Here is a 22,580-nt window from a genome sequence, read left to right as displayed (position 1 = left end):
GCCCGCGTCGTGATCATCGGCATCGGGGTCGACGTCGTCGACACGGAGCGGTTCCGGGGTGTGCTCGAACGCACCCCGGCGCTCCGGACGCGGCTGTTCACCCCGGCCGAGCAGCTGCGCGACGGGGAGCCCCGACCGGTGTCGTCGCTCGCGGCCCGGTTCGCGGCGAAGGAAGCCCTCATCAAGGCGTTCGGGTCCAGTGCCGGGCTCAGCTGGCAGGACCTCGAGGTCGTGTCGGACGACCAGCGGAACCCGTCGCTCACGCTGCACGAGGGCGCTCGTCGGGTGGCATCGGACCGGGGTGTGACGGACGTCCACCTGTCGCTGTCGCACGACGGCGGGATCGCGACGGCGTTCGTCGTCATCGAAGGAGGGGGCGCATGAGCGCGTTCACGGGGATCACGGTCGACCGCGAGGCCCTCATCGCGAACTACGCCACGGTGTCCGAGCAGGTGGCGCCGGCGGGTGTCATCGCGGTCGTCAAGGCGAACGCGTACGGGCACGGTGCGGTCGACGCCGCACGGGCGTTCGTCGACGCCGGTGCCGAGTGGCTCGGGGTCGCCGACGTCGAGGAGGGCATCGCGCTCCGCCGCGCCGGCATCGACGAGGGCGTCCGGATCCTGGCGTGGCTGCACGCCCCGGACGAGGACTTCCGCCGCGCCGCGCAGTACGACGTCACCCCGGCGGTGTCGAGCGTGTCCCAGCTCGCGGCCGCGGCCGACTCCGAGGTGCCCGCGGTGCACGTCTGCGTCGACACCGGGCTGAGCCGGAACGGCGCGGTCGAGTCCGAGTGGGCCGAGCTCTTCGACACCGCCGGGCGGATCGCCCGGTCCGGCGGGCGCACCCGCGTCGAGGGCCTCATGTCCCACCTGTCGAACGCGTCGCGTGCCGACGACCTCGACCAGGACGCCGCGCTCCAGCGGGCGCTCGACGGCCTGGCGGCGAACGGCATCGTGCCGGAGATCGTGCACCTCGCCGCGAGCGCCGCGGGCATCGCGGTGCCGGAGACGCGCCACGACGCCGCACGGGTCGGGCTCGCGCTCTACGGGCTCAGCCCCTTCGCCGACCGCACCTCGGCCGACCTCGGGCTCCGCCCGGCGATGCGCGTGACCGCCGCGGTGCTGCGGACCGTCCCGGTGGCCGCGGGCGACGGCGTCAGCTACGGCTACACCTGGCGTGCAGCGACGGACACCCGGCTCGCGGTGATCGGCCTCGGGTACGCCGACGGCTTCGACCGCGACCTCGGCAACCGGGTGTCGGTGCGCATCGGCGACCGGGAGTTCCCCGTCGTCGGCCGCGTCGCGATGAACGCCATGCACATCGACATCGGCGACGCCGACGTCCGGGTGGGCGACGAGGTCGTGCTCTGGGGCGACCCGGCGGACGGCGACCCCGCGGTCGAGGACTGGGCAGCGGCGATCGACACCATCAACTACGAGGTGGTCGCCAGGGTCGGCCGCAGCGTGGAACGGAGGACGACGTGAACGCCCCCCTTCGTCGGGCCCGGATCGACCTCGACGCCTACCGGTCGAACCTCGACCTCGTGCGCGAGTGGATGCACCCGGTCGAGGTCATGGCGATCATGAAGGCCGACGCCTACGGGCACGGTCTCGAGCCGATCGCGCTCGCGGCCGTCGACGCCGGCATCCGCTGGATCGGCGTGCTGACCGTGCCGGCCGCGCTGCGCCTCCGGGCGATCGGCGTCGGCGAGGACGTGCACCTGTTCACCTGGCAGCACGACCCGGCGCTCGACTTCCGCGACGCCGTCGACTCGGCGATCGACCTCGGCGTCTCGAACGTCGCCGAGCTGCAGCGGGTCGTCGACGCCGTCGACCAGCGCCCGGCACGGGTCCACCTCGGCGTCGACTCCGGCCTGCACCGCGACGGCGCGACCGCGGACGCCTGGCCGGAGCTGGTGGCACTCGCGGTCGACGCGCAGCGCGCCGGCCGGATCGAGGTCGTCGCGGCGTACACGCACCTCGCGGAGTCGTCGGACGACGACGACAGCGCCGCGGTCGCCGTGTTCGACCGGGCCGTCGAGACCGCGGAGGACCTCGGGCTCGACCTGCCGATGGAGCACGTCGCGGCCTCGCTCGCCGGGCTCGAGCGGAAGGAGTTCCGCAAGGACATGGTGCGGATGGGCGCGAACCTGCTCGGCATCCCGGGTGCCGAGGGCGTGTCCGCCGCCGACCTCGGGCTCGAGCCGGTGATGACGCTCACGGCCTCGGTCGCGAAGACGAAGCGGGTCCCGGTCGACACCGGCGTCTCCTACGACTACACGTACCGCACCACGTCGGAGACCACCCTGGCGCTCGTGCCCGTGGGCTACGCGGACGGGGTGCCGCGTCGTGCGCAGGGCCGCGTCGAGGTGACGATCGGCGGGAAGCGGTACCCGGTCGCCGGTCGCGTCGCGATGGACCAGTTCCTGGTCGACGTCGGCGACGACGAGGTCCGCGTCGGCGACGAGGTCGTGCTGTTCGGCACGGGGGAGCACGGCGAGATGACCGTCCTCGAGTGGGGCGAGGCGCTCGGCACCATCGGGGAAGAGGTGACCTGCCGGATCGGGGCCCGCGTCCCGCGCGAGGTCGTCGGGCACCAGGTCGAGGGCCGGGTCGGCGACTACCTGCGGGAGCAGCCGTGACGGACGCCCGGGTGCTGCTCGACACGACGGTGTCGACGACCGACGAGATGGGTGTGCTCGGTGCGCGGCTCGCACGTGTCCTGCGTGCCGGCGACCTCGTCGTGCTGACCGGGCCGCTCGGTGCGGGCAAGACGACGCTCACGCGTGGCCTCGGGGCCGCGCTCGGCGCGCGGGGGCAGGTGTCGAGCCCCACCTTCGTCCTCGCCCGGACCCACCCGACGACGACCGGCCCGGACCTGGTCCACGTCGACGCCTACCGGTTGAGCGACCCCGTGGAGCTCGACGACCTCGACCTCGACTGGGACGCCTCGGTCGTGGTGGTCGAGTGGGGCCGGGGCTTCGTCGACGGCATCGCGGACAGCATCCTCGACGTGGAGATCGTCCGTGCGACGGGAGCGGACGCGCCCGACGGCGACGCCGACGACCTCGACCCCGACGACGTTCCCGACGAGCCCCGACGGGTGATCGTCACCGCGACCGGGCCGCGCTGGGCGGACGTCACGCTCTGACGGATCGCCGGGTCAGCCCGACCGCACCGAGGTGGTCGGGTCGATGAAGAAGTCGGCGTAGGCCGGGTCGTCGACCGGCAACCACCCGAGTCGGGCGTGCACGAGCGCGTCGACGTCCGCGGGCGGCAGCAGGCCCCGACGGCGCCACTGCTCGGGATCGCGGTGCGCTGCCGTGCGCGGTGTCCAGGGCATCGGTGACCTCCCTCGTGCTGGTGGAACATCACCGGACACTACGCCACCGTCCGCCGTCCCGATCGCGCCTACGATGGACGCGTGCTCCTCGCCATCGACACGTCCGCCGGCACCTCGGTCGCCGTCGTCGACCCGGCCAGCGGTCGTGTGCTCGCCGAGCGCAGCACCGACGACTCCCGCCGGCACGCCGAGGTGATCGGCCCGTTCCTCGCCGAGGTGCTCGCCGAGGCCGACGTCACCGGTGCCGACGTCACCGGGGTGGTCGCCGGCACGGGCCCCGGCCCCTTCACCGGCCTGCGCGTCGGGATCGCCGCCGCGCGCACCTTCGCCGCCGCCCGCGGCGTCCCCCTCCTCCCGCTCGTCAGCCACGACGCGATCGCGGCCGACCTGCAGCGGCACCCCGTCGTCGTCCTGACGGACGCGCGCCGCCGCGAGGTCTACTGGAGCGCCCACGACGAGACCGGCACGCGGGTCGCCGGTCCCGGACTCGCGAAGCCGGCGGACCTGGACGAGGCGATCCGCGCCTCCCGTCCGGAGGCCGTCGACTGGCCCCGCGAGACCGTCACGACCGTCCCGGCCGGGAGGCTCGGGTCGCTGGCAGCAGACCGGCTCGCCTCCGGCGCGCCCTTCGCCGACGACACCCCCCTCTACCTGCGTGACCCCGACGTCACCGTGCCGGGGGCCCCGAAGCGGGTCGTCCGGTGACCGGACTGCCCGCCGGCCTGCGGCTGCGCCGCGCGGTCCCGCAGGACCTCGACGACGTCATGTTCCTCGAGCACACGTCGTTCCCGACGGACGCCTGGACCTCGTCGCAGATGGCGGGGGAGCTGTGGTCCCCGCACGGGTACTACGTCGTGGTCGAGACGACCGAGGACGGCGCCCCGACGGTCGTCGGCTACGCCGGGCTGTCCTCGCTCGCGGGCAACCCCGTCGCCGACGTGCAGACCATCGCGGTCGCTGCCGAGCAGCGGGGCCGGGGCATCGGGAAGGTGCTCTTCACGGAGCTCCTCGACGAGGCCCGACGGCGTGAGGTGCACGAGGTGTTCCTCGAGGTGCGCGCCGACAACCCCGTGGCGCAGGCGATGTACACCGCTGCCGGGTTCGAGCGCATCGCCGTGCGGCCCCGCTACTACCAGCCCGACGGTGTCGACGCGTGGGTGATGCGGGCGGAGCTCCCCGTCACCCCCGGTGCGTCCACCGGTGTCGGACCGATCGGACAGGAGACCCTCGGTGAGCGCGACTGAACCCCTGGTGCTCGGCATCGAGACGAGCTGTGACGAGACCGGCGTGGGCATCGTCCGCGGGACCACCCTGCTCGCCAACGTCATCGCGTCGAGCATGGACGAGCACGCCCGCTACGGCGGCGTCGTGCCCGAGGTGGCCGCACGGGCGCACCTCGAGGCCATGACCCCGACCCTGCACGAGGCCCTCGACCGCGCGGGTGTCACGCTCGACGAGCTCGACGCCGTCGCCGTGACCGCCGGCCCGGGGCTCGCCGGTGCCCTGATGGTCGGGGTGGGCGCAGCCAAGGCACTGGCGGTCGCGACGGGCAAGCCGCTGTACGGCGTGAACCACCTGGTCGGGCACGTCGGTGCGGACGTCCTGCGTGCGGACGGCAGCGCGATCGAGCTGCCGACCGTGGCGCTGCTCGTGTCCGGCGGCCACACGTCGCTGCTGCTCGTGCGGGACCTGGTCGGCGACGTCGAACTGCTCGGCGAGACGATCGACGACGCGGCCGGCGAGGCGTTCGACAAGGTCGCACGCCTGCTCGGACTGCCCTACCCGGGCGGGCCGCAGATCGACCGGGCGGCAGCGGAGGGCGACCCGACCGCGATCCGGTTCCCGCGCGGCCTGACGCTGCCGAAGGACATGGCGCAGCACCGGTACGACTTCTCGTTCTCCGGGCTGAAGACCGCCGTCGCGCGGTGGGTCGAGAAGTGCCGGGACGAGGGCCGCGAGGTCCCCGTCGCCGACGTCGCGGCGTCGTTCCGCGAGGCCGTCGTCGACGTGCTCCTCACGAAGGCGCTCGCCGCGTGCCGGGACACCGGTGTCGACCGCCTGCTGCTCGGGGGTGGGGTCGTCGCGAACGCACGGTTGCGCGCCGTCGCCGAGGAACGCTGCGCTGCCGCCGGGGTCGCGCTGCGGATCCCACCGTTCGACCTCTGCACCGACAACGGGGCCATGATCGCCGCGGTCGGTGCGCGCCTGGTGGCAGAGGGGCACGCGCCGAGCGACCTCGGCATCGCGGCGGACTCCACGCTGCCGGTGACGACCGTCCAGGTCTGAGTCGCGCGGCCGGGTGGCGCACGCCGACGCCTGAACCGGCTCCCGGCCCGTGTGGGAGGATGCTCAGCAGGCACCGACCGACCGGGTGCCGGGAGGGGTGGACGGTGTCCGATCAGAACCAGTGGCCGAAGCCGGGCGAGTCGAGCGGGGGAGACGACGGCCGGCAGCAGCAGGACGGGCAGTCGGGCAGCCAGCAGCCCGCGAACCCCTCCGCGCAGCCGTCGCAGGGCACCCCGTACGGCCAGGGCCAGCAGGCGTCGGGCGCCCCGTACGGTCAGGGCCAGCAGCCGTCGGGCAACCCGTACGCGCAGCAGTCCCAGCAGGGCAACCCGCACGCGGCCTCGGGGCCCCAGCACAACCCGTACGCACCGCAGTCGCAGCAGGGCAACCCCTACGCGCAGCAGTCCCAGCAGGGCAACCCGTACGCGCAGCAGTCGCAGCAGGGCAACCCGTACGCGCAGCAGTCGCACCAGGGCAACCCGTACGCGGCCTCGAGCCCCCAGCAGAACCCCTACGCGCCGCAGCAGGGCGGGAACCCCTACGCGTCGCCGTACGCCACGAGCGGGTACCAGCCGTACGCCCAGCGCCCGAAGACGAACACCCTGGCGATCCTGTCGATCGTGTTCGCGTTCGCCGGGGTCGTCATCTGGCCGATCGTGATCCTCACGAGCCCCGCCGGCGCGATCATGGGGCACATCGCCCTCGGGAAGATCAAGCAGACGGGTGAGGGTGGCCGTGGACTGGCCCTCGCCGGGGTCATCGGCGGGTGGGTGCTGACCGGGCTCTACGTGCTCTTCGCGGTGATCTTCATCATCGCGATCGCGTCGAGCCACTCGTCCTCCGACCCGTACGGCTACGACTCGGGCGCCTTCATCCGCTGACCCGCGCCGCGCTGCACGGCTCCGTTCCGCGAGATCGACAGACCCCCGCCGATGTTCGGCGGGGGTCTGTCGCTGCCGCGGACGTGAACACGACAGCGACAGCGACAGCGACAGCGAGAGCGCCTCGCGCCGACCGCCCGCGCAGCCTCGTGCCCCGCTACCGCCCCGCTACCGCCCCGCGGCCGAGCCGGCCACGTCGGTGAGGCGCTCGCACAGGAGCGCGGTGTGCCGTCCCTCCAGACGGGTGAGCACGAGCGTCACCGACCGCCGCCCCCGCAGCCGCAACCGCTTCCGGAACTGCGCCGGGTCGACGTCGACGCCGCGCTTCTTGATCTCGACGGTGCCGACGTCCTCCGCCGCCAGGCGTGCCGACAGCTGCTTCACGTCGAGGGGCATCGTGTCCAGCACCCGGAACCCCTGCGCGAACGGCGTCGTCACGGCACGGTCCGACGTGACGTACGCGATGCCCTCGGAGAGCATCCGGCCTCCGATGGACCGCGCCAGGTCACCGATCAACCGCCCACGGATGACGGCGCCGTCCGGCTCGTACAGGTAGGCGCCGACGGGACCGACCTCGACGTCCTCGGCGTCCGCCGGGCCGGTGAGCTCGGCGATGCCGTGACCGCCGATGACGGTGGCCGCGCGCCGGACACCGTCACGGGCGAGGGGCCCGGACCACAGAACGAGCTCGACGACCTCGCGGTCGACGGACACCCACTGCGCCTCGAGCGTGTCCGGGATCAGGTCGCGGTCGATGCCCGGGCCGAGCTTCACGCCCGTCGGGGTCGTCGTCGCGGCGGCGAACACGGTGTCGAGCGACGGCGACCAGTCGTCCGGGTCGGCCAGGCGCCTCGTGTTCGCGTGCCCGGCCGTGCGTCGCGCGGGGTCCATCCAGACGCCGTCGACCCGGGACAGGTCGAAGGCGGCCGCGTCGCCGAGCTCGACCCGGGCGTTCGGCCAGAGCGCGAGGTTGTGCGTCGCGACCGCCGCGGTCACCTCGTCGCGGTCGACGGCGGTGACGTCGAGGTCGAGCGCGGCCATCGCCATGGCGTCGCCACCGATCCCGCAGCCGAGGTCCGCGACCCGGGTCAGACCGGCGGCGGCGAAGCGACCGGCGTGCTGCGCGGCGACCTGCAGTCGGGTGGCCTGTTCGAGGCCGGCCTCGGTGAAGAGCATCCGCGCGGCGAAGTCCCCGAACTTCGCGCGGGCCTTCTGGCGGAGCTTCGCCTGGGTCAGCACGGCTGCCACGAGCCCCGGGTCGTGTCCCTCGCCACGGAGCCGGGAGACCACCCGGACGATCTCGCCCCCGTCCGAGACGCCGGGGGTACGGTCGAGCAGGGCCATCCCCTCGGGGGTCAGCAGCTGGGCGAGGTCGGCGGCTTCCACCCGTCGATCCTCCCAGGTCGCCGGGGAGGCCCGACACGTGCTGGCACTCGGATTGACCGAGTGCCAGACTGTCCCTAGAGTTGTGGTTGGCACTCTCCTGTGCGTAGTGCCAACCGGTTCCCATCTGTACCGAGTCAGTACCGAGAAAGAAGAGGTCACCGTGGCCGTCACCATCAAGCCGCTCGAGGATCGCATCGTCATCCGCCAGGTCGAGGCGGAGCAGACCACCGCTTCCGGTCTCGTCATCCCGGACACCGCGAAGGAGAAGCCCCAGGAGGGCGAGGTCGTCGCCGTGGGTCCGGGTCGCATCGACGACAACGGCAACCGCGTGCCGCTCGACGTCGCCGTCGGCGACAAGGTCATCTACTCGAAGTACGGCGGCACCGAGGTCAAGTACTCCGGCGAGGACCTGCTCGTCCTCTCGGCGCGCGACGTCCTCGCGGTCATCGAGCACTGAGACCAGCAGCTCTCGTCACGAACGCCCCGTCCGGCTCGCAGCCGGCGGGGCGTTCGTGCGTCCGGGCGCGTGTCGCTGCGGCGCTCCCGGCCCGTCCCGGTGGTCGGCTTGGAGGCGCGCTGTCCGCCCGCAGCGTCCGCGCCCCTTCCTAGGATGGTCCCGTGAGTGAAGCGACCCCGGCGCGTCCGGCACGCAGCGAGGCATCCGTCGGCGTCGTGCAGGCGATCGTCGCGTACGGACTCTGGGGACTGATGCCCCTGCTCTTCGCCGCGATGGCCCCCGCCGGCGCGTTCGAGATCGTCGCCTGGCGGATCGTCTTCGGCCTGGTCTTCTGCGCGGTGGCGATCGCCGTCACCCGGTCGTGGCTCCGCACCCGCTCCCTGCTCGCCCAGCGCCGGGTGATGCTCGTGATGGGACTCGCGGCCGTGCTCATCCTGGTGAACTGGACCGTGTACGTCGCCGCGACGACGACGGGCCACACGGTCGAGGCGGCGCTCGGGTACTTCATCAACCCGCTCGTCACGATCGCCCTCGGCGTGGTCGTCCTCCGCGAGCGCCTGCGTGCGGCGCAGTGGGCTGCCGTCGGCATCAGCGTCGTCGCGGTCGTCGTCATCGCGGTCGGCTACGGGCAGGTGCCGTGGATCTCGCTCGCGCTGGCCTTCTCGTTCGGGTGCTACGGCCTGGTGAAGAAGCGGGTCGGGGGCACCGTCGACGCGCTGAGCGGCCTGACGATCGAGACCGTCTGGCTGGTCCCGATCGCCGTGGGGGCGCTCGTCGTGCTCGGCGTCACGGGTCTCGGCGGCGGGGTGACGTTCACGAGCGAGGGGTGGCCGCACGTCCTCGTCACGGTGCTCACCGGGCCCGCGACCGCGGTGCCGCTGCTGCTCTTCGCGTCGTCCGCCCGGCGGGTGTCCCTGTCGACGCTCGGCCTGACGCAGTACCTCGCGCCGGTGATGCAGCTCCTGGTCGGCGTGGTCGTGCAGCACGAGGCGATGCCGCCCGCGCGGTGGATCGGCTTCGGGATCGTCTGGGTCGCGCTCGTGGTCCTGACGGTCGACAGCTTCGTGGCGGCCCGGGCCGCGCGGCGGCGGACGCTCGCCCCTGCGGCGGCCGAGCCGGCCTGACGGGCGCGAGCCGCGCCTCCCGTCCGCCCCCGGTGCCCGCGCGCGGTTCGGAGCGCTGTGCCGAGGCTCGGCCATGCGGACAGTTCCGCAGGCCCGCGCCCGCGGAACTGTCCGCGGACGCGAGTCTCGCGGGGACGACGTCGGCCTCGGACCTGCATGAGGTCCGGGGCCGACGTCGCGTGCTGCGTGTTACTTCGAGACCGAGCCCTGGATGGCGGTCTGGTACACGGGCTTGTTGTCGCCGTCGAACTTGTAGATGCCGATGTAGGCGCTCGACGGGTCGTTCTTGCTGTCGAACGGACCGATGCCGGACGGGCCGGTGTACTGGATGTCCTCACCCTTGTCGAGCAGGTCCTTGCACGCCTTGAACGTCTCGCACTTCGTGCCGCCGTCCGCACCGGACACCGCGGCCATGTTGGCCTGGATGGTGCCCGAGTCGGTGCCCTTGCCCTTCACCGCGGCCAGCGCAGCGAGGGTCGTGGCGTCGTAGGACTCGGCAGCGTACGAGTAGTCAGCCAGCTCCTTGCCCGAGGACTGCTTGTAGAAGTCCGACAGGCGCTGCTTCAGCTCGTCCTTCGGGCTGGCGCCGGGGATGGTGCCCTGCGCGCCCTCGAGGGTGCCCGGGTCGAAGTCCTTCGAGTAGTCCGCGGTGTTGCCGTCGGACATGTAGATCTTCGACATGTCGGCGTTCTGCGACTTGAGCTCCGGGATGATCGACTTCGTCTCGTCGAAGGCGAGAACCACGATGGCGTCCGGCTTCGCGGCGAGCGCAGCGGTGACCTCGGACGAGAACGTCGTCTGTCCGGGCGGGAACTCCTGACCCTTGCCCTTGCCGCCGTAGACGACCTGGCCGCCCGAGTCCTCGATCGCCTGCTGCACGGTGTCGCGGAGACCCGTGCCGTAGGTGTCGTTGAAGACCAGGAACGCGACCTTGGCGTTGCCGTCACCCGTGACGAGCTGGCCGAGGGCCGAGCCCTGCACCGAGTCCGGCGGCGCGGTCCGGTAGTAGTGCGACGAGTACCCGGACAGGTCGGTCGCGGTGTTCGCCGGCGAGATCTGCACGATGCAGTTGCTCGTCAGCTGGTCGATGACGTTGAGCGTGACGCTCGACGATTCGGCGCCGATGACGACCGGCACCTTGGCGTTGACGAGCTTCGTCGCGGCCGAGCTCGACACGGTCATGTCGTTGCTGTCGCCCGAGTCGGTCGCGGGGTCGATGCTGACGTCCTTGTCGAGCACGCCTCCGGCCGAGTTGATGTCCTCGACCGCGAGGCCGACGCCGGACTCGGCGGGCGGGTTGAGGTACGACAGGGTGCCCGTCAGCGGGAGGATCGTGCCGATCTTCAGCGCGTCGGTACCGGGGGTGTCGGGGGCCTTGCAGCTCGCCGCCGGGTCCTTCTTCGCACCGCCGGCGGAGGCGGAGGAAGTGGTCTCGGCGCTGCCGCTGGTGGAACACGCGGCGAGGAGGAGCGCTGCCGCTCCCGCCACTGCCAGTGCCGTGGTGGCACGGGTGGTTCTGGTCATCCGTGGAGCCCTTTCTCTGCGCGGAGGCCCAACCGCATCGGGTCGAGCGCGGTCTCCTCCACGTGGGTTGCCGAGAAAACTAGGGCCGAAGTGTTTCGCGTGTGTGTCCGAGATCATCACCTGGACGTTTCGTTACACACCCGTGACGAAACTGAGGAGGTGCACGGGAACCCCTGATGAGGAGTCCGTCCGGACGGTCCTCGCGCTCGCCGAGGCCCGTGCGGACCGTTCGGGATCGGCTGGAGCGCTCCCGCGCGAGGCTCGTCCGCGTCGTTCTCGGGCTGCCCTCGGCGAGGCGAGGCGAGGCGATGCGAGGCGAGGCGTGACGCCGTCGTCGACGCGAGACGCTTGGAAGCCAGCGAGACGCCCGGAAGCCAGCGAGACGCCCGCGAATCCGACGGTGTCTCGGCAGCCTGGTGGCGTCTCGGGCAGACACCGGCGTCTCGAGGAGGTACGACACGCTCCAGACGGTGGCGTCTCGGCGACGGAGGACCGAGGGATTCTGTCACCGCGACCGCTCCACCCAGCCGCGCCCGACCGGGAGGCCCGCCGCGAGCAGCACGGGCGCCAGGAGCCCCGGGTCGAGTGCTTCGCGCATGCCCCACCGTGCGAAGCCCCTCACCTCGGGTAGCCGTCGCAGTGCGTCCTCGCGGCGCTTCTCCGTCCACAGGGCCTCACGGTCGTCGTACTTGACCCGGCCGTCGAACTCGCCGACGACGCCGGCGTCAGGCCACCAGAAGTCCACCCGGAAGCGTCCGGCGTCGGTGTCGAACTCCCGCTGCAGTACCGGTGGAGCGACTCGGAGTTCCCGCATCGCCACCCTGCTGACCGATTCGCCCGGGGACTCGGCGGCGCCGTCCGCGAACTCGAGCGCCGTCCGGGCCACACGCGAACCACGTGTCCCCGCACGGGCCGCGAGAGCACGCTCGAGGTCCGGGAGCGACGCGGCCCCGTCGTGCAGCACGTGGTCGAGCACGAGGACCGCGTGTGCCAGGGGTGCGACGTGCACGATGTCGACCACCGTCCGGAGCAGGCACGTCACCGGGACCCCGGCTGCATCGGCGACGTCGCCCTCCGACAGGTCACCGGTGTGCCGCACGACGCCTCGGCCGACGTGCGTCTTCCGGAGCGCAGGGTCGATCACGTGCAGGCGCCAGTCCCAGCGCCCGAGTTCGGGGAGGCCCCACAGCGCCCCGGCGGACCGGTGCGAGACGACCGCTGGACGGTGCAGCGCCGCGGCCCGGGTGCGCACCACGAGTCGCCGGCGTCCACGTTCGTCCAGACCGTCCCACGTCTCGCGCTCGACCGCCGCGCCGTGGAACAGGCGCACCGGGTCGCGGAGGTCCGCCGGACGACCGGCGAGGACGGGAGACGGCGTGACTGACATGCGCGGCAGTCTCGCGTGACCACGTGGCGGAAGAGCGGCGACAGCGTGCGTTGTGGAGGGCCTCCCGGCCGTCACCCTCGGTGCAGGAGCGAGCGAGACGCCACCGTCAACGCGAAACGCCCCCGGATCGCCGAGACGCCGCCGGATTCGGCGGCGTCTCGACGCAACGGGGGCGTCTCGCGCAGAAGCGCGAGAGGGGAGGAGTCCGGGGTCAGCCGCGGTAGTTCGGGGCCTCGACGACCATCTTGATGTCGTGCGGGTGGGACTCCTTGAGCCCGGCCGCGGTGATGCGGACGAACTTGCCGCGGGCCTTGAGCTCCGGCACCGTGCGGCCACCGACGTAGAACATCGACTGCCGCAGTCCGCCGACGAGCTGGTAGACGGCGTTCGCCACCGAGCCGCGGTAGGGGACCTGGCCCTCGATGCCCTCGGGGATGAGCTTCTCGTCCGAGGGGACGTCGGCCTGGAAGTAGCGGTCCTTCGAGTACGAGGTCTTCTCGCCGCGGGTCTGCAGTGCGCCGAGGGAGCCCATCCCGCGGTACGCCTTGTACTGCTTGCCGCCGACGAAGACGAGCTCGCCCGGGCTCTCGTCGGTGCCCGCGAGGAGCGACCCGAGCATGACGGTGTCAGCACCGGCGACCAGGGCCTTCGCGATGTCGCCCGAGTACTGCAGACCGCCGTCGGCGATGACCGGCACGCCGGCCTCACGCGCGGCGAGCGACGCCTCGTACACGGCGGTGACCTGCGGGACGCCGACGCCGGCGACCACGCGGGTGGTGCAGATCGAGCCCGGCCCGACGCCGACCTTGACGGCGTCCACGCCGGCGTCGATGAGCGCCTGCGCGCCCTGTCGGGTCGCCACGTTGCCACCGATGACGTCGATGCCGGCGAACGACGGGTCGGCCTTCAGGCGGCGGACCATGTCGAGCACGCCCTCGCTCTCGCCGTTGGCGGTGTCGACGACGAGCACGTCCACGCCCGCGTCGCGCAGGGCCTCGGCGCGCTGCCAGGCGTCGCCGAAGAAGCCGATCGCGGCGCCGACGCGCAGGCGGCCCTCGTCGTCCTTCGTGGCGTCCGGGTACTTCTCGCTCTTGTCGAAGTCCTTGACGGTGATGAGGCCGCGGAGCTTGCCGTCGGCGTCGACGAGCGGGAGCTTCTCGATCTTGTGCTGCGCGAAGATCGCGACCGCGTCCTCGGGGTCGATGCCCTCGGGCGCGGTGATGAGGGGCGCCTTGGTCATGACGTCGCGGACGAGGGTGGTCGCCGTCTCGAACGGTGCGACGAAGCGCATGTCACGGTTCGTGATGATGCCGACGAGGGTGCCGTCCGACTCGACGACCGGCAGCCCGGAGACGCGGAACTGCCCGCAGACGGCGTCGACCTCGGCCACGGTCGCGTCCGGGGTCGTCGTCACGGGGTTGGTGATCATGCCGGACTCGGACCGCTTGACCTTGTCGACGTACGCGGCCTGGTCCGCGATGGACATGTTGCGGTGGAGGATGCCGATGCCGCCCTGACGGGCCATCGCGATCGCCATGCGCGCCTCGGTCACGGTGTCCATCGCAGCCGACAGCAGCGGGACGTGCACGTCGATGCGCTTCGTGAGCCGGGACGTCGTGGACGCCTCGCTCGGGATGACGTCGGTGTGCCCGGGCAGGAGCATGACGTCGTCGTACGTGAGTCCGATGAATCCGAACGGATCCGGCTGGTCCATGGTTCCCCTTCGTGGGCGAGGTGAAGTGGTGGCACCGGGGCGCGTCGTCGGGTTCCCGATGGGCCATGGTAACGCGCGGGACACTCCCGCCATTCCGTCGTCCCCCGACCGTCCGGGCACGGCGGGCGCCGCGCGCGGGCCGACAGCGGTCCGACGACCCGTTCCTGAGAGTCCTGTACCGGCTGGACGGGCGGATTTCCGCGGATCGACGGGGTCTCGGTCACGAATGCAGCACGATTTGTGCAGGAGACGTGCTGGAAACACGGGGGACACAAAAAATCCCTATGGTCCTCGACTATCCGAACGAGAGGCTCATCCGTGGGTTCCATCACTCCGCCGGGGTCAGCGCTCATGCGCCGATTCCGCCGTGGGGCACCAGGTCGCAACCGCCTGGTCCTCGCCGCAGTACTCTTCCTCGCTTTCCTCGCCACCTTCGCGGTCGACTGGGCAGTGTCGCCCGCAGCCGACGCGGCGACGAGCAGTCCCTCCGCCAGCAGCAGCCCGAGCACCGGCGCACCGGCGAGCTCCGGCCCCTGCACGGTCAGCCCCACGAACGGCTGCATCCGGGGCACCATCCTCGACTCCGAGCGGAAGCCCGCGACCGGGGTCGACGTCGACGTCGCCGGGGCCGGCGGGTTCGCGCAGACCGCGACCACCGACGACACCGGTCGCTGGTCGGTGTCGGTGACCACGGCGGGGCAGTACACCGTCAGCGTCGACCAGGACTCGCTGCCGAAGGGGCAGTACCTGACGAACGCCGCCGACGCCGAGCGCAAGGTGAACGCCACGCTCAACGCCAACGTCGGCCAGATCTTCCAGCTGTCCGACCAGCAGGGCGCCACCACCAGCGACGACACGAGCAGCGTCAGCGCCGCACGCGCCTGGCAGCAGCTCGCGTCGGGCATCCGGCTCGGGCTCCTCATCGCCCTCGCGTCGGTCGGCCTGTCGCTCATCTACGGCACCACCGGCCTGTCGAGCTTCTCGCACGGTGAGCAGGTGACCCTCGGCGGTCTCCTCGCCTACGTCTTCGCGAACCAGCTCGGCTGGAACATCTGGGTGACCGGCATCGTCGTCACGCTGCTCTGTGCGGCGACCGGGTACCTGCAGGACGCCGCGATCTGGAGGCCACTGCGCCGCCGTCGGATCAGCCTCACCCAGCTCATGATCGTCACGATCGGTCTGTCGATCGCCGCGCAGTACGCCTTCCAGTACTTCTTCGGCGCCTCGACCGTCCGCATCCAGCAGGGCAACCCCGAGACGGTGACCTTCGCCGGCCTCACGCTGACCGTGCAGTCCTACGTCGCGATGGGCATCGCGCTCGTCGTCCTCGTCGGCACCGGCCTGTTCCTGGCCAAGACCCGCTTCGGCCGTGCCACCCGCGCCGTGTCGGACAACCCGGCGCTCGCCGCGGCGTCCGGCATCGACGTCGACCGCGTCATCCGCTTCGTGTGGACGCTCGCCGCCGGCCTCGCGGGCCTGTCCGGCGTGATGCTCGGCCTGGTGCTCAACGGCGTGAACTGGCAGACCGGCCTCCAGCTGCTGCTGCTCATGTTCGCGTCCGTCACGCTCGGCGGTCTCGGCACCGCGTACGGCGCCCTCGTCGGCTCGATGATCATCGGCATCGTCGTCGAGCTCACGAACCTCGTGCTGCCGGGTGACTTCAAGTACGCCACGGCGCTCGTGATCCTCATCCTCATCCTGCTGTTCCGGCCGCAGGGCATCTTCGGTCGCGCCGAGCGCATCGGCTAAGGGAGCACCGACATGGACTACATCCTGAACCTGCTGTCCTCGCTGACGCAGGAGGCCCTCGCCCCCACCACGGCGGCGTTCGCCCTGGCCGCGATCGGCCTCAACGTGCACTTCGGTCTGACCGGACTGATCAACATGGGCCAGGCGGCGTTCCTGCTGCTCGGCGCCTACGGCTTCGCGATCTCGATCACGAACGGCCTGCCCTTCGTCATGGCGGTGCTCGTCGCCCTGGCGGTCGCGATCGTGTTCGCGGTCATCCTCGGCATCCCGACCCTGCGGTTGCGCGGCGACTACCTGGCGATCGTGACGATCTCCGGCGCCGAGATCATCCGCATGGTCGGTCGCTCCAGCCTGCTGACGAACACCACCGGCGGCTCGAACGGCATCGCCGGGTCGAGCTACCGCGACCCGTTCAACGCCCTCAGCCCGCTGCCCGACGGCACCACGAGCATCCTGTGGTTCACGTACTCGAACAACGGCGTCAACGGCTGGTGGATCCGCATCGCGGCCTGGGGCCTCGTGGCGCTCTTCACCCTCGTGCTCTTCCTGCTCATGCGCAGCCCGTGGGGTCGCGTCGTGAAGGCCATCCGCGAGGACGAGGACGCCGTGCGGTCCCTCGGCAAGAACGTCTACTCGTACAAGATGCAGGCGCTCGTGTTCGGCGGCGCGCTCGGTGCGCTCGCCGGGGTGATCTACGTGCTGCCGAGTTCCGTGCAGCCGGACGCGATGGGCCGTTCCATGACGTTCTTCATCTGGACCGCGCTGATCCTCGGCGGTGCCGCGACCGTGTTCGGTCCGGTGCTCGGGGCGATCCTGTTCTTCGTCGTGCGGCTCTTCGTCCGCACCCTCGCCGGGGACTTCATCCCCGACTCGATCATGAACGCGCAGCAGGCGGAGCAGTTCTCCTACGTGCTCGTCGGCGTCGCGCTCATGCTCCTCATCGTGTTCCGGCCACAGGGACTCCTGGGCAACAAGAAGGAGCTGTCGTTCAGTGTCTGAGACCTACACCCACACGAAGTCCGACCCGATCCTGACGGTCGACGGCGTCACCCGGCACTTCGGCGGCATGACCGCGGTCGACGTCGACCACCTCGAGGTGCAGCGCGGCACCATCACCGCCCTGATCGGCCCGAACGGTGCCGGCAAGACGACGTTCTTCAACCTGCTGACCGGCTTCGACAAGCCGAGCCCCGGCGCGACGACCCGCTTCAACGGCGACACGCTGCAGAAGACGAGCGCGACGCACATCGCCAACAAGGGCATGGTCCGCACGTTCCAGCTCACGAAGGCGCTGAGCCGCCTCACCGTGATGCAGAACATGCTGCTCGGCGCCCGCGACCAGCCGGGCGAGAACTTCTTCGTCGGCCTCGTCCCGGCGCTGTGGCGGAAGCGCGAGCGCGAGATCACCGCCAAGGCCGAGGACCTGCTCGCCCGCTTCAAGCTCCTCGAGAAGCAGGACGACTACGCCGGTTCCCTGTCGGGCGGGCAGCGGAAGCTCCTCGAGATGGCCCGCGCGCTGATGTCCGACCCGACGATGATCATGCTCGACGAGCCGATGGCGGGCGTGAACCCCGCGCTCACCCAGTCGCTGCTCGGACACATCCAGTCGCTGCGCGACGACGGCATGACCGTGCTCTTCGTGGAGCACGACATGCACATGGTCCGGCACATCTCCGACTGGGTGGTCGTGATGGCCGAGGGCAAGGTCGTCGCCGAGGGCCCGGCCGACACGGTGATGGACGACCGCGCCGTCATCGACGCGTACCTCGGTGCGCACCACGACACCGACCTGGGCGACGACTCGCTCCTCACCGAGGAGACCTACGAGGAGCTGGCCGACGAGGTGGCCGAAGAGGAAGCAGCGGACGACCACCCGAAGGCGGACGACCGCAAGCAGGACGAGCAGGAGGCGACCCGATGACCGACGCAACGAACGCAGCTGACGCGGGCCGCGCCTCCAGTCCGACGACGGGTGCGACGAGCGCGACGAGCGCGACGAGCGCAACCGCGACGATCGACCGCGGCGAGCCCGTCCTGACCGCGAAGAACCTCGTCGCGGGGTACCTGCCGGGCGTGAACATCCTCAACGGCTGCGACCTCGACTGCTACCCGGGCGAGCTCATCGGCATCATCGGTCCGAACGGTGCCGGCAAGTCGACGCTCCTCAAGGCGCTGTTCGGCCTGGTGTCGATCCGCGAGGGCTCGGTCTCCCTGCAGGGCGAGGACATCACGAACCTCAAGGCGAACAAGCTCGTCCAGGCCGGCGTCGGCTTCGTCCCGCAGACGAACAACGTGTTCCCCTCGCTCTCGATCGAGGAGAACCTGCAGATGGGCCTGTACCTGCGCCCGAAGAAGTTCGCCGAGCGGCTCGAGGTCATCTACGACCTGTTCCCGGTCCTCGGACAGCGGCGGACGCAGCGGGCGGGCTCGCTGTCGGGAGGTGAGCGGCAGTCGGTCGCGATGGCCCGCGCGCTGATGATGGACCCGAAGGTGCTGCTGCTCGACGAGCCCTCCGCGGGCCTGTCGCCGGTGCGCCAGGACGAGACGTTCATCCGCACGCGCCGGATCAACAAGGCCGGGGTGTCGATCATCATGGTCGAGCAGAACGCGCGACGCTGTCTGCAGATCTGCGATCGTGGGTACGTGCTCGACCAGGGGAGGAACGCGTACTCGGGCACCGGGCGTGAGCTCGCCGACGACCCGAAGGTCATCGAGCTCTACCTGGGGACGCTCGCCAAGGACGTCGACTCCGCTCGCTGAGCGGGGTCGACCCGCGGGTACTGCTGTGGGGGTGGTACCCGCATCCCGACGGGGCCGCGCAGGCTGCTGATGCGCCGCGCGGCCCCGTCCTCATGCCCCGGGCGTCGTCAGGCCCGGGGCGGCGTCGCAGTCGTGGTGGTCGTGGTGGTCGTGGCGGTCGTCGCGGACGTCGCGTTCGTGGCGCCGAGACGCCGGCGTGTCAGCGTGACGCCGCGGACACACCGAGACGCCGCCGGATCCGGGTGCGTCTCGCGTCGACCGAGGCGTCTCGCGTTTCGCGTCTCGCGTCGACGCCCGCGTCTCGCCGCCGCCACCTGCGTCCGGCCCGGCCGGGAGGCGCGACCCACCCCCGCCCCGCCGGCCCGGCCCGCGCACGCCGGCTCCCCGTCCGTCGGCTAGCGTGACGCACGTGCGGACCCCCGGCCCCCTCGTGCTCGACGCCCTCGTCTGGGTCGTCTTCGCCGTGCTCTTCGTGGGCGCCGCACTGCTGGTCAAGGTCGCCGCCGCCCTGCTCGCGGTCCTCGTCGTGCTCGCGCTCCTGCTCGGCCTGGTCCTCCGGGCCCTGCGGAAGCGACGGACACGACCGCGACGCTGAGCCGCACCCGCACCCGCACCCGCACCAGCACCAGCACCAGCACCCGCACCCGCACCAGCACCAGCAGCAGTGACCCCACCGGTACGGCGTCGCCCTGCACCGTCCACCCGTCCCACTCCGGGACCCCGCCCGCTAGGCTTGCCCGGTGACTGAAGTCGAGATCGGTGCAGGCAAGCGCGGCCGTCGGGCGTACGCGTTCGACGACATCGCGGTGGTCCCCTCGCGGCGCACCCGCGACCCGCACGACGTGAGCGTGCAGTGGTCGATCGACGCGTTCACCTTCGCGTCGCCGATCCTCTCGGCGCCGATGGACTCGGTGTCCTCGCCGGCGACGGTCATCCAGATGGGCGAGCTCGGGATCCTGGGCGTGCTCGACCTCGAGGGCCTGTGGACCCGGTACGAGGACCCGACGCCGTACTACGAGGAGATCAAGACCCTCACGGACGGCAACGTCACGAAGCGCATGCAGGAGATCTACTCCGAGCCGGTCAAGGCCGAGCTGATCACCGCGCGCCTGGCCGAGATCCGTGCCGCCGGGGTGCCGGTCGCCGGTTCGCTCAGCCCGCAGCGCACGCAGGAGTTCTCGCAGACGGTCGTCGACGCCGGTGTCGACCTGTTCGTCATCCGCGGCACGACGGTCTCGGCGGAGCACGTCTCCCAGAACCAGGAGCCGCTCAACCTCAAGAAGTTCATCTACGAGCTCGACGTGCCGGTCATCGTGGGCGGTGCCTCGACGTACACGTCGGCGCTGCACCTCATGCGCACCGGTGCCGCGGGCGTGCTCGTCGGCTTCGGCGGCGGAGCGGCCTCGACGACCCGCGCCGCCCTCGGCATCCACGCGCCGATGGCGACCGCGGTGGCCGACGTCGCCGGTGCCCGACGCGACTACATGGACGAGTCCGGCGGCCGCTACGTGCACGTCATCGCGGACGGCGGGCTCGACACCGCCGGCGACATCGTCAAGGCGATCGCGGTCGGCGCGGACGCCGTCATGCTCGGCACCGCACTGGCCCGCGCGACCGAGGCCCCGGGTGGTGGCTTCCACTGGGGTGCCGAGGCACACCACGCCGAGCTGCCCCGCGGTCGTCGGGTCGAGGTCGGGCAGATCGCCCCGCTCGAGAACGTGCTGAACGGGCCTACGCCGTCGTGGGACGGCCGCGCGAACCTGGTCGGTGCGCTGCGTCGGTCGATGGCCACCACCGGATACTCCGACGTCAAGGAGTTCCAGCGAGTAGAAGTGGTCGTGGCGCCGTACCACCAGCAGTGACGGTGGCACCCGTGCTCCCGCACGGGTGACGCCTCGGCGCTCCCGTGCGCGGAGGCCGGCTCCGTGCGCGCAACCCGCACGGAGGCGACGATGGCCAAGCCAGCCAGCAGCACCACGCAGACCAGCACGGACGCGACGAGCGCAGGTGCCGAGAGCACCGTCGAGGACGCCCGGCATGCCACGGCACCGAGCGCGAGCGTCGGCTTCGACCCGGCGGCCAAGCTCGGTCCGGAGGAGCGCGCCGCCGCGATCGAGGCGATGAAGACCCGGGAGCTCGACGTCCTGGTGGTCGGCGGCGGCATCGTCGGCGGTGGCAGCGCGCTCGATGCCGTCACCCGCGGCCTGAGCGTCGGCATCGTCGAGGCACGCGACTGGGGCTCGGGGACGTCGAGCCGCTCGTCGAAGCTCGTGCACGGCGGCATCCGCTACCTCGAGCAGCTGAACTTCGCGCTCGTCCGCGAGGCCCTGATCGAACGCGGCCTGCTGCTGCAGCGCATCGCTCCGCACCTGGTGAAGCCCGTTCGCTTCCTCTACCCGCTCAACCACCGCGTGTGGGAGCGCTTCTACATCGGCATCGGCATGGCGATGTACGACGTGTTCAGCTGGTCCGGCGGTCGTCCGCCCGGGGTCCCGCACCACCGGCACCTCAGCCGCAAGCAGGTCCTCAAGAACATGCCGGGCCTGAAGAAGGACGCCTTCGTCGGCGGCATGACCTACTACGACGCCCAGGTCGACGACGCCCGCTACGTCGCGTCGCTCGTGCGCACCGCAGCGTCGTACGGCGCGCACGCGGCGAGCCGGGTCCGCATCGAGGGGTTCATCAAGGTCGGGGAGCGGGTGGTCGGGGCGCACGCGCACGACATCCAGACGGGCGAGAAGTTCGACATCCGGGCGAAGCAGGTCGTGAACGCGACGGGCGTCTGGACCGACGACACCCAGGCGATGGTCGGCACCCGCGGGCAGTTCAAGGTGCGGGCGTCGAAGGGCGTGCACCTCGTGATCCCGCGCGACCGCTTCCAGTCGAACACCGGCATGATCCTCCGCACCGAGAAGAGCGTGCTGTTCGTCATCCCGTGGGGCCGGCACTGGCTCGTCGGCACGACGGACACCGACTGGAACCTCGACAAGGCCCACCCGGCGGCGACCGCGGCGGACATCGACTACATCCTCGAGCACGTGAACAAGGTCCTCGCGGTGCCGCTCACCCGCGAGGACGTCGAGGGCGTCTACGCCGGCCTCCGACCGCTGCTCGCGGGCGAGTCGGACCAGACGTCGCAGCTCAGCCGTGAGCACGTCGTCGCGCACACCGCTCCGGGCCTGGTCGTGGTCGCGGGCGGCAAGTGGACGACCTACCGCGTGATGGGCAAGGACGCCATCGACGAGGCGGTCGCGGCGATGGACGGCAAGATCCCGTCTTCGACGACCGAGGACATCCCGCTGGTCGGTGCCGAGGGCTACCCGGCGGCCTGGAACCGTCGCGGGCGCACCGCTCGGCAGTTCGGCGTGCACAAGGTCCGGATCGAGCACCTGCTCAACCGGTACGGAACCCAGGCCACCGAGGTGCTGCAGCTCGTCGAGCAGGACCCGTCGCTCGCCGAGCCGCTGCCGCAGGCGGACGACTACATCGGTGCCGAGGTCGTCTACGCGGCCTCGCACGAGGGCGCCCTGCACCTGGAGGACGTCCTCGCTCGCCGCACCCGCATCTCGATCGAGGCGTGGGACCGCGGAGAAGAGGCGGCCCCGGTCGCCGCGAAGCTCATGGCCGGCGTGCTCGGGTGGGACCAGGAGACGACCGAGCACGAGGTGTCGAACTACCTGAAGCGCGTCGCCGCCGAGCGCGAGTCGCAGCTGCAGCCCGACGACGAGTCGGCCGACCGGGTGCGCCTCGAGGCGCCGGACATCGCGTTCGGCTTCGACGAGGACGACGTGGTGGTCGGCGGTGGCCGGTCGAGCGGTGCCGACGGCGCGAAGGCGACGGACGAGCAGGTCGAGGGCGAGAAGACGAGCGAACCGCGGTAGGTCACCGGACGGGAGGCGCGTGGCGGCCCCGCCACGCGCCTCCCGTCCGTCGCCTCGCCGCGTCCCTCCCGCGAAACGCAACCTCGGCG

General features: G+C 71.6%; 22 protein-coding genes. 17 read left to right on the top strand and 5 right to left on the bottom strand.

What is annotated here, in order from left to right:
- The first annotated feature begins 9 nt into the window (after window positions 1–9).
- The 4 genes from NI26_RS14760 to tsaE are packed head-to-tail and all read left to right on the top strand — an operon-like array spanning window position 10 to window position 3,150.
- Window positions 10–384, top strand: coding sequence for a holo-ACP synthase (locus NI26_RS14760; RefSeq protein WP_066656973.1), 375 nt, complete (start codon window positions 10–12; stop codon window positions 382–384).
- Entirely contained in the window at window positions 381–1,484 is a 1,104-nt protein-coding gene (alr, locus tag NI26_RS14755; protein ID WP_066656970.1) for an alanine racemase, read from the top strand. Before NI26_RS14760 ends, alr (NI26_RS14755) begins: the two co-directional genes overlap by 4 nt.
- Window positions 1,481–2,641 carry an alanine racemase gene (gene alr / locus NI26_RS16980; RefSeq protein ID WP_066656967.1) on the top strand — a complete coding sequence of 387 codons (1,161 nt, stop codon included), beginning with the start codon at window positions 1,481–1,483 and terminating at the stop codon, window positions 2,639–2,641. The genes alr (NI26_RS14755) and alr (NI26_RS16980) overlap by 4 nt, the downstream gene beginning before the upstream one ends.
- Window positions 2,638–3,150 (top strand): tRNA (adenosine(37)-N6)-threonylcarbamoyltransferase complex ATPase subunit type 1 TsaE, encoded by a 513-nt coding sequence (gene tsaE / locus NI26_RS14745; protein ID WP_066656963.1) that lies wholly within the window; start codon window positions 2,638–2,640, stop codon window positions 3,148–3,150. The genes alr (NI26_RS16980) and tsaE overlap by 4 nt, the downstream gene beginning before the upstream one ends.
- Before the next feature lie 12 nt (window positions 3,151–3,162).
- Here tsaE and NI26_RS14740 read toward each other — a convergent pair whose 3' ends face one another.
- Window positions 3,163–3,342, bottom strand: coding sequence for a hypothetical protein (locus NI26_RS14740; RefSeq protein WP_066656960.1), 180 nt, complete (start codon window positions 3,340–3,342; stop codon window positions 3,163–3,165).
- An 81-nt stretch (window positions 3,343–3,423) separates the two neighbouring features.
- On the opposite strand from NI26_RS14740, the gene tsaB reads away from it, so the two are divergent.
- The 4 genes from tsaB (at window position 3,424) to NI26_RS14720 (ending at window position 6,509) form a co-directional block, all read left to right on the top strand.
- The gene (gene tsaB / locus NI26_RS14735; RefSeq protein WP_066656957.1) at window positions 3,424–4,047 is read left to right on the top strand and encodes a tRNA (adenosine(37)-N6)-threonylcarbamoyltransferase complex dimerization subunit type 1 TsaB; all 624 of its coding nucleotides are present in this window, start codon (window positions 3,424–3,426) and stop codon (window positions 4,045–4,047) included.
- A complete protein-coding gene (gene rimI / locus NI26_RS14730) occupies window positions 4,044–4,586 on the top strand; it encodes a ribosomal protein S18-alanine N-acetyltransferase (protein WP_235426394.1) in 543 nt (180 codons plus the stop codon). Before tsaB ends, rimI begins: the two co-directional genes overlap by 4 nt.
- Window positions 4,573–5,628 carry a tRNA (adenosine(37)-N6)-threonylcarbamoyltransferase complex transferase subunit TsaD gene (gene tsaD, locus NI26_RS14725; RefSeq protein WP_200884118.1) on the top strand — a complete coding sequence of 352 codons (1,056 nt, stop codon included), beginning with the start codon at window positions 4,573–4,575 and terminating at the stop codon, window positions 5,626–5,628. The genes rimI and tsaD overlap by 14 nt, the downstream gene beginning before the upstream one ends.
- Before the next feature lie 104 nt (window positions 5,629–5,732).
- Window positions 5,733–6,509, top strand: coding sequence for a DUF4190 domain-containing protein (locus NI26_RS14720; RefSeq protein WP_066656948.1), 777 nt, complete (start codon window positions 5,733–5,735; stop codon window positions 6,507–6,509).
- Window positions 6,510–6,677: 168 nt separating this feature from the next.
- On the opposite strand, the gene NI26_RS14715 is transcribed toward NI26_RS14720, so the two are convergent.
- On the bottom strand, window positions 6,678–7,895 hold the full coding sequence (locus tag NI26_RS14715; protein WP_066656946.1) for a class I SAM-dependent methyltransferase: 1,218 nt from the start codon (window positions 7,893–7,895) through the stop codon (window positions 6,678–6,680).
- Window positions 7,896–8,055: 160 nt separating this feature from the next.
- Here NI26_RS14715 and groES point away from each other — a divergent pair, with 160 nt between their 5' ends.
- A complete protein-coding gene (gene groES, locus NI26_RS14710; RefSeq protein ID WP_056121496.1) occupies window positions 8,056–8,352 on the top strand; it encodes a co-chaperone GroES in 297 nt (98 codons plus the stop codon).
- Between the two features lie 161 nt (window positions 8,353–8,513).
- Window positions 8,514–9,476, top strand: coding sequence for an EamA family transporter RarD (gene rarD / locus NI26_RS14705; protein WP_066656944.1), 963 nt, complete (start codon window positions 8,514–8,516; stop codon window positions 9,474–9,476).
- 189 nt (window positions 9,477–9,665) lie between these two features.
- Here the strand turns inward: rarD and NI26_RS14700 are convergent, their stop codons facing one another.
- The 3 genes from NI26_RS14700 to guaB all read right to left on the bottom strand — a co-directional run bounded on the left by NI26_RS14700 (window position 9,666) and on the right by guaB (window position 14,101).
- The gene (locus tag NI26_RS14700) at window positions 9,666–11,000 is read right to left on the bottom strand and encodes an ABC transporter substrate-binding protein (protein ID WP_066656937.1); all 1,335 of its coding nucleotides are present in this window, start codon (window positions 10,998–11,000) and stop codon (window positions 9,666–9,668) included.
- A 505-nt stretch (window positions 11,001–11,505) separates the two neighbouring features.
- On the bottom strand, window positions 11,506–12,387 hold the full coding sequence (locus NI26_RS14695) for a hypothetical protein (RefSeq protein WP_066656936.1): 882 nt from the start codon (window positions 12,385–12,387) through the stop codon (window positions 11,506–11,508).
- 211 nt (window positions 12,388–12,598) lie between these two features.
- Entirely contained in the window at window positions 12,599–14,101 is a 1,503-nt protein-coding gene (guaB, locus tag NI26_RS14690; RefSeq protein ID WP_066656935.1) for an IMP dehydrogenase, read from the bottom strand.
- Window positions 14,102–14,419: 318 nt separating this feature from the next.
- Between guaB and NI26_RS14685 the strand changes: the two genes are divergently transcribed.
- The 7 genes from NI26_RS14685 (at window position 14,420) to NI26_RS14655 (ending at window position 22,491) form a co-directional block, all read left to right on the top strand.
- Entirely contained in the window at window positions 14,420–15,850 is a 1,431-nt protein-coding gene (locus NI26_RS14685) for a branched-chain amino acid ABC transporter permease (RefSeq protein WP_235426391.1), read from the top strand.
- Between the two features lie 12 nt (window positions 15,851–15,862).
- Entirely contained in the window at window positions 15,863–16,849 is a 987-nt protein-coding gene (locus NI26_RS14680) for a branched-chain amino acid ABC transporter permease (RefSeq protein WP_066656933.1), read from the top strand.
- Window positions 16,842–17,771: an ABC transporter ATP-binding protein gene (locus NI26_RS14675; protein WP_066656931.1), complete on the top strand. Its 930-nt coding sequence runs from the start codon at window positions 16,842–16,844 to the stop codon at window positions 17,769–17,771. Before NI26_RS14680 ends, NI26_RS14675 begins: the two co-directional genes overlap by 8 nt.
- Window positions 17,768–18,610, top strand: coding sequence for an ABC transporter ATP-binding protein (locus NI26_RS14670; protein WP_066656928.1), 843 nt, complete (start codon window positions 17,768–17,770; stop codon window positions 18,608–18,610). The genes NI26_RS14675 and NI26_RS14670 overlap by 4 nt, the downstream gene beginning before the upstream one ends.
- Before the next feature lie 409 nt (window positions 18,611–19,019).
- Window positions 19,020–19,205 carry a hypothetical protein gene (locus NI26_RS14665; protein WP_144411388.1) on the top strand — a complete coding sequence of 62 codons (186 nt, stop codon included), beginning with the start codon at window positions 19,020–19,022 and terminating at the stop codon, window positions 19,203–19,205.
- A 145-nt stretch (window positions 19,206–19,350) separates the two neighbouring features.
- Window positions 19,351–20,472, top strand: coding sequence for a GuaB3 family IMP dehydrogenase-related protein (locus tag NI26_RS14660; RefSeq protein WP_066656924.1), 1,122 nt, complete (start codon window positions 19,351–19,353; stop codon window positions 20,470–20,472).
- Between the two features lie 258 nt (window positions 20,473–20,730).
- Window positions 20,731–22,491, top strand: a complete 1,761-nt coding sequence (locus tag NI26_RS14655; RefSeq protein ID WP_144411473.1) for a glycerol-3-phosphate dehydrogenase/oxidase — start codon at window positions 20,731–20,733, stop codon at window positions 22,489–22,491.
- The last annotated feature ends 89 nt before the right edge of the window (window positions 22,492–22,580 follow it).

The sequence above is a fragment of the Curtobacterium sp. MR_MD2014 genome, from assembly GCF_000772085.1.
Classification (GTDB): Bacteria; Actinomycetota; Actinomycetes; order Actinomycetales; family Microbacteriaceae; genus Curtobacterium.
Note: the sequence above shows the minus strand (reverse complement) of the source record. Positions and strands in the feature narration are given on the sequence as shown.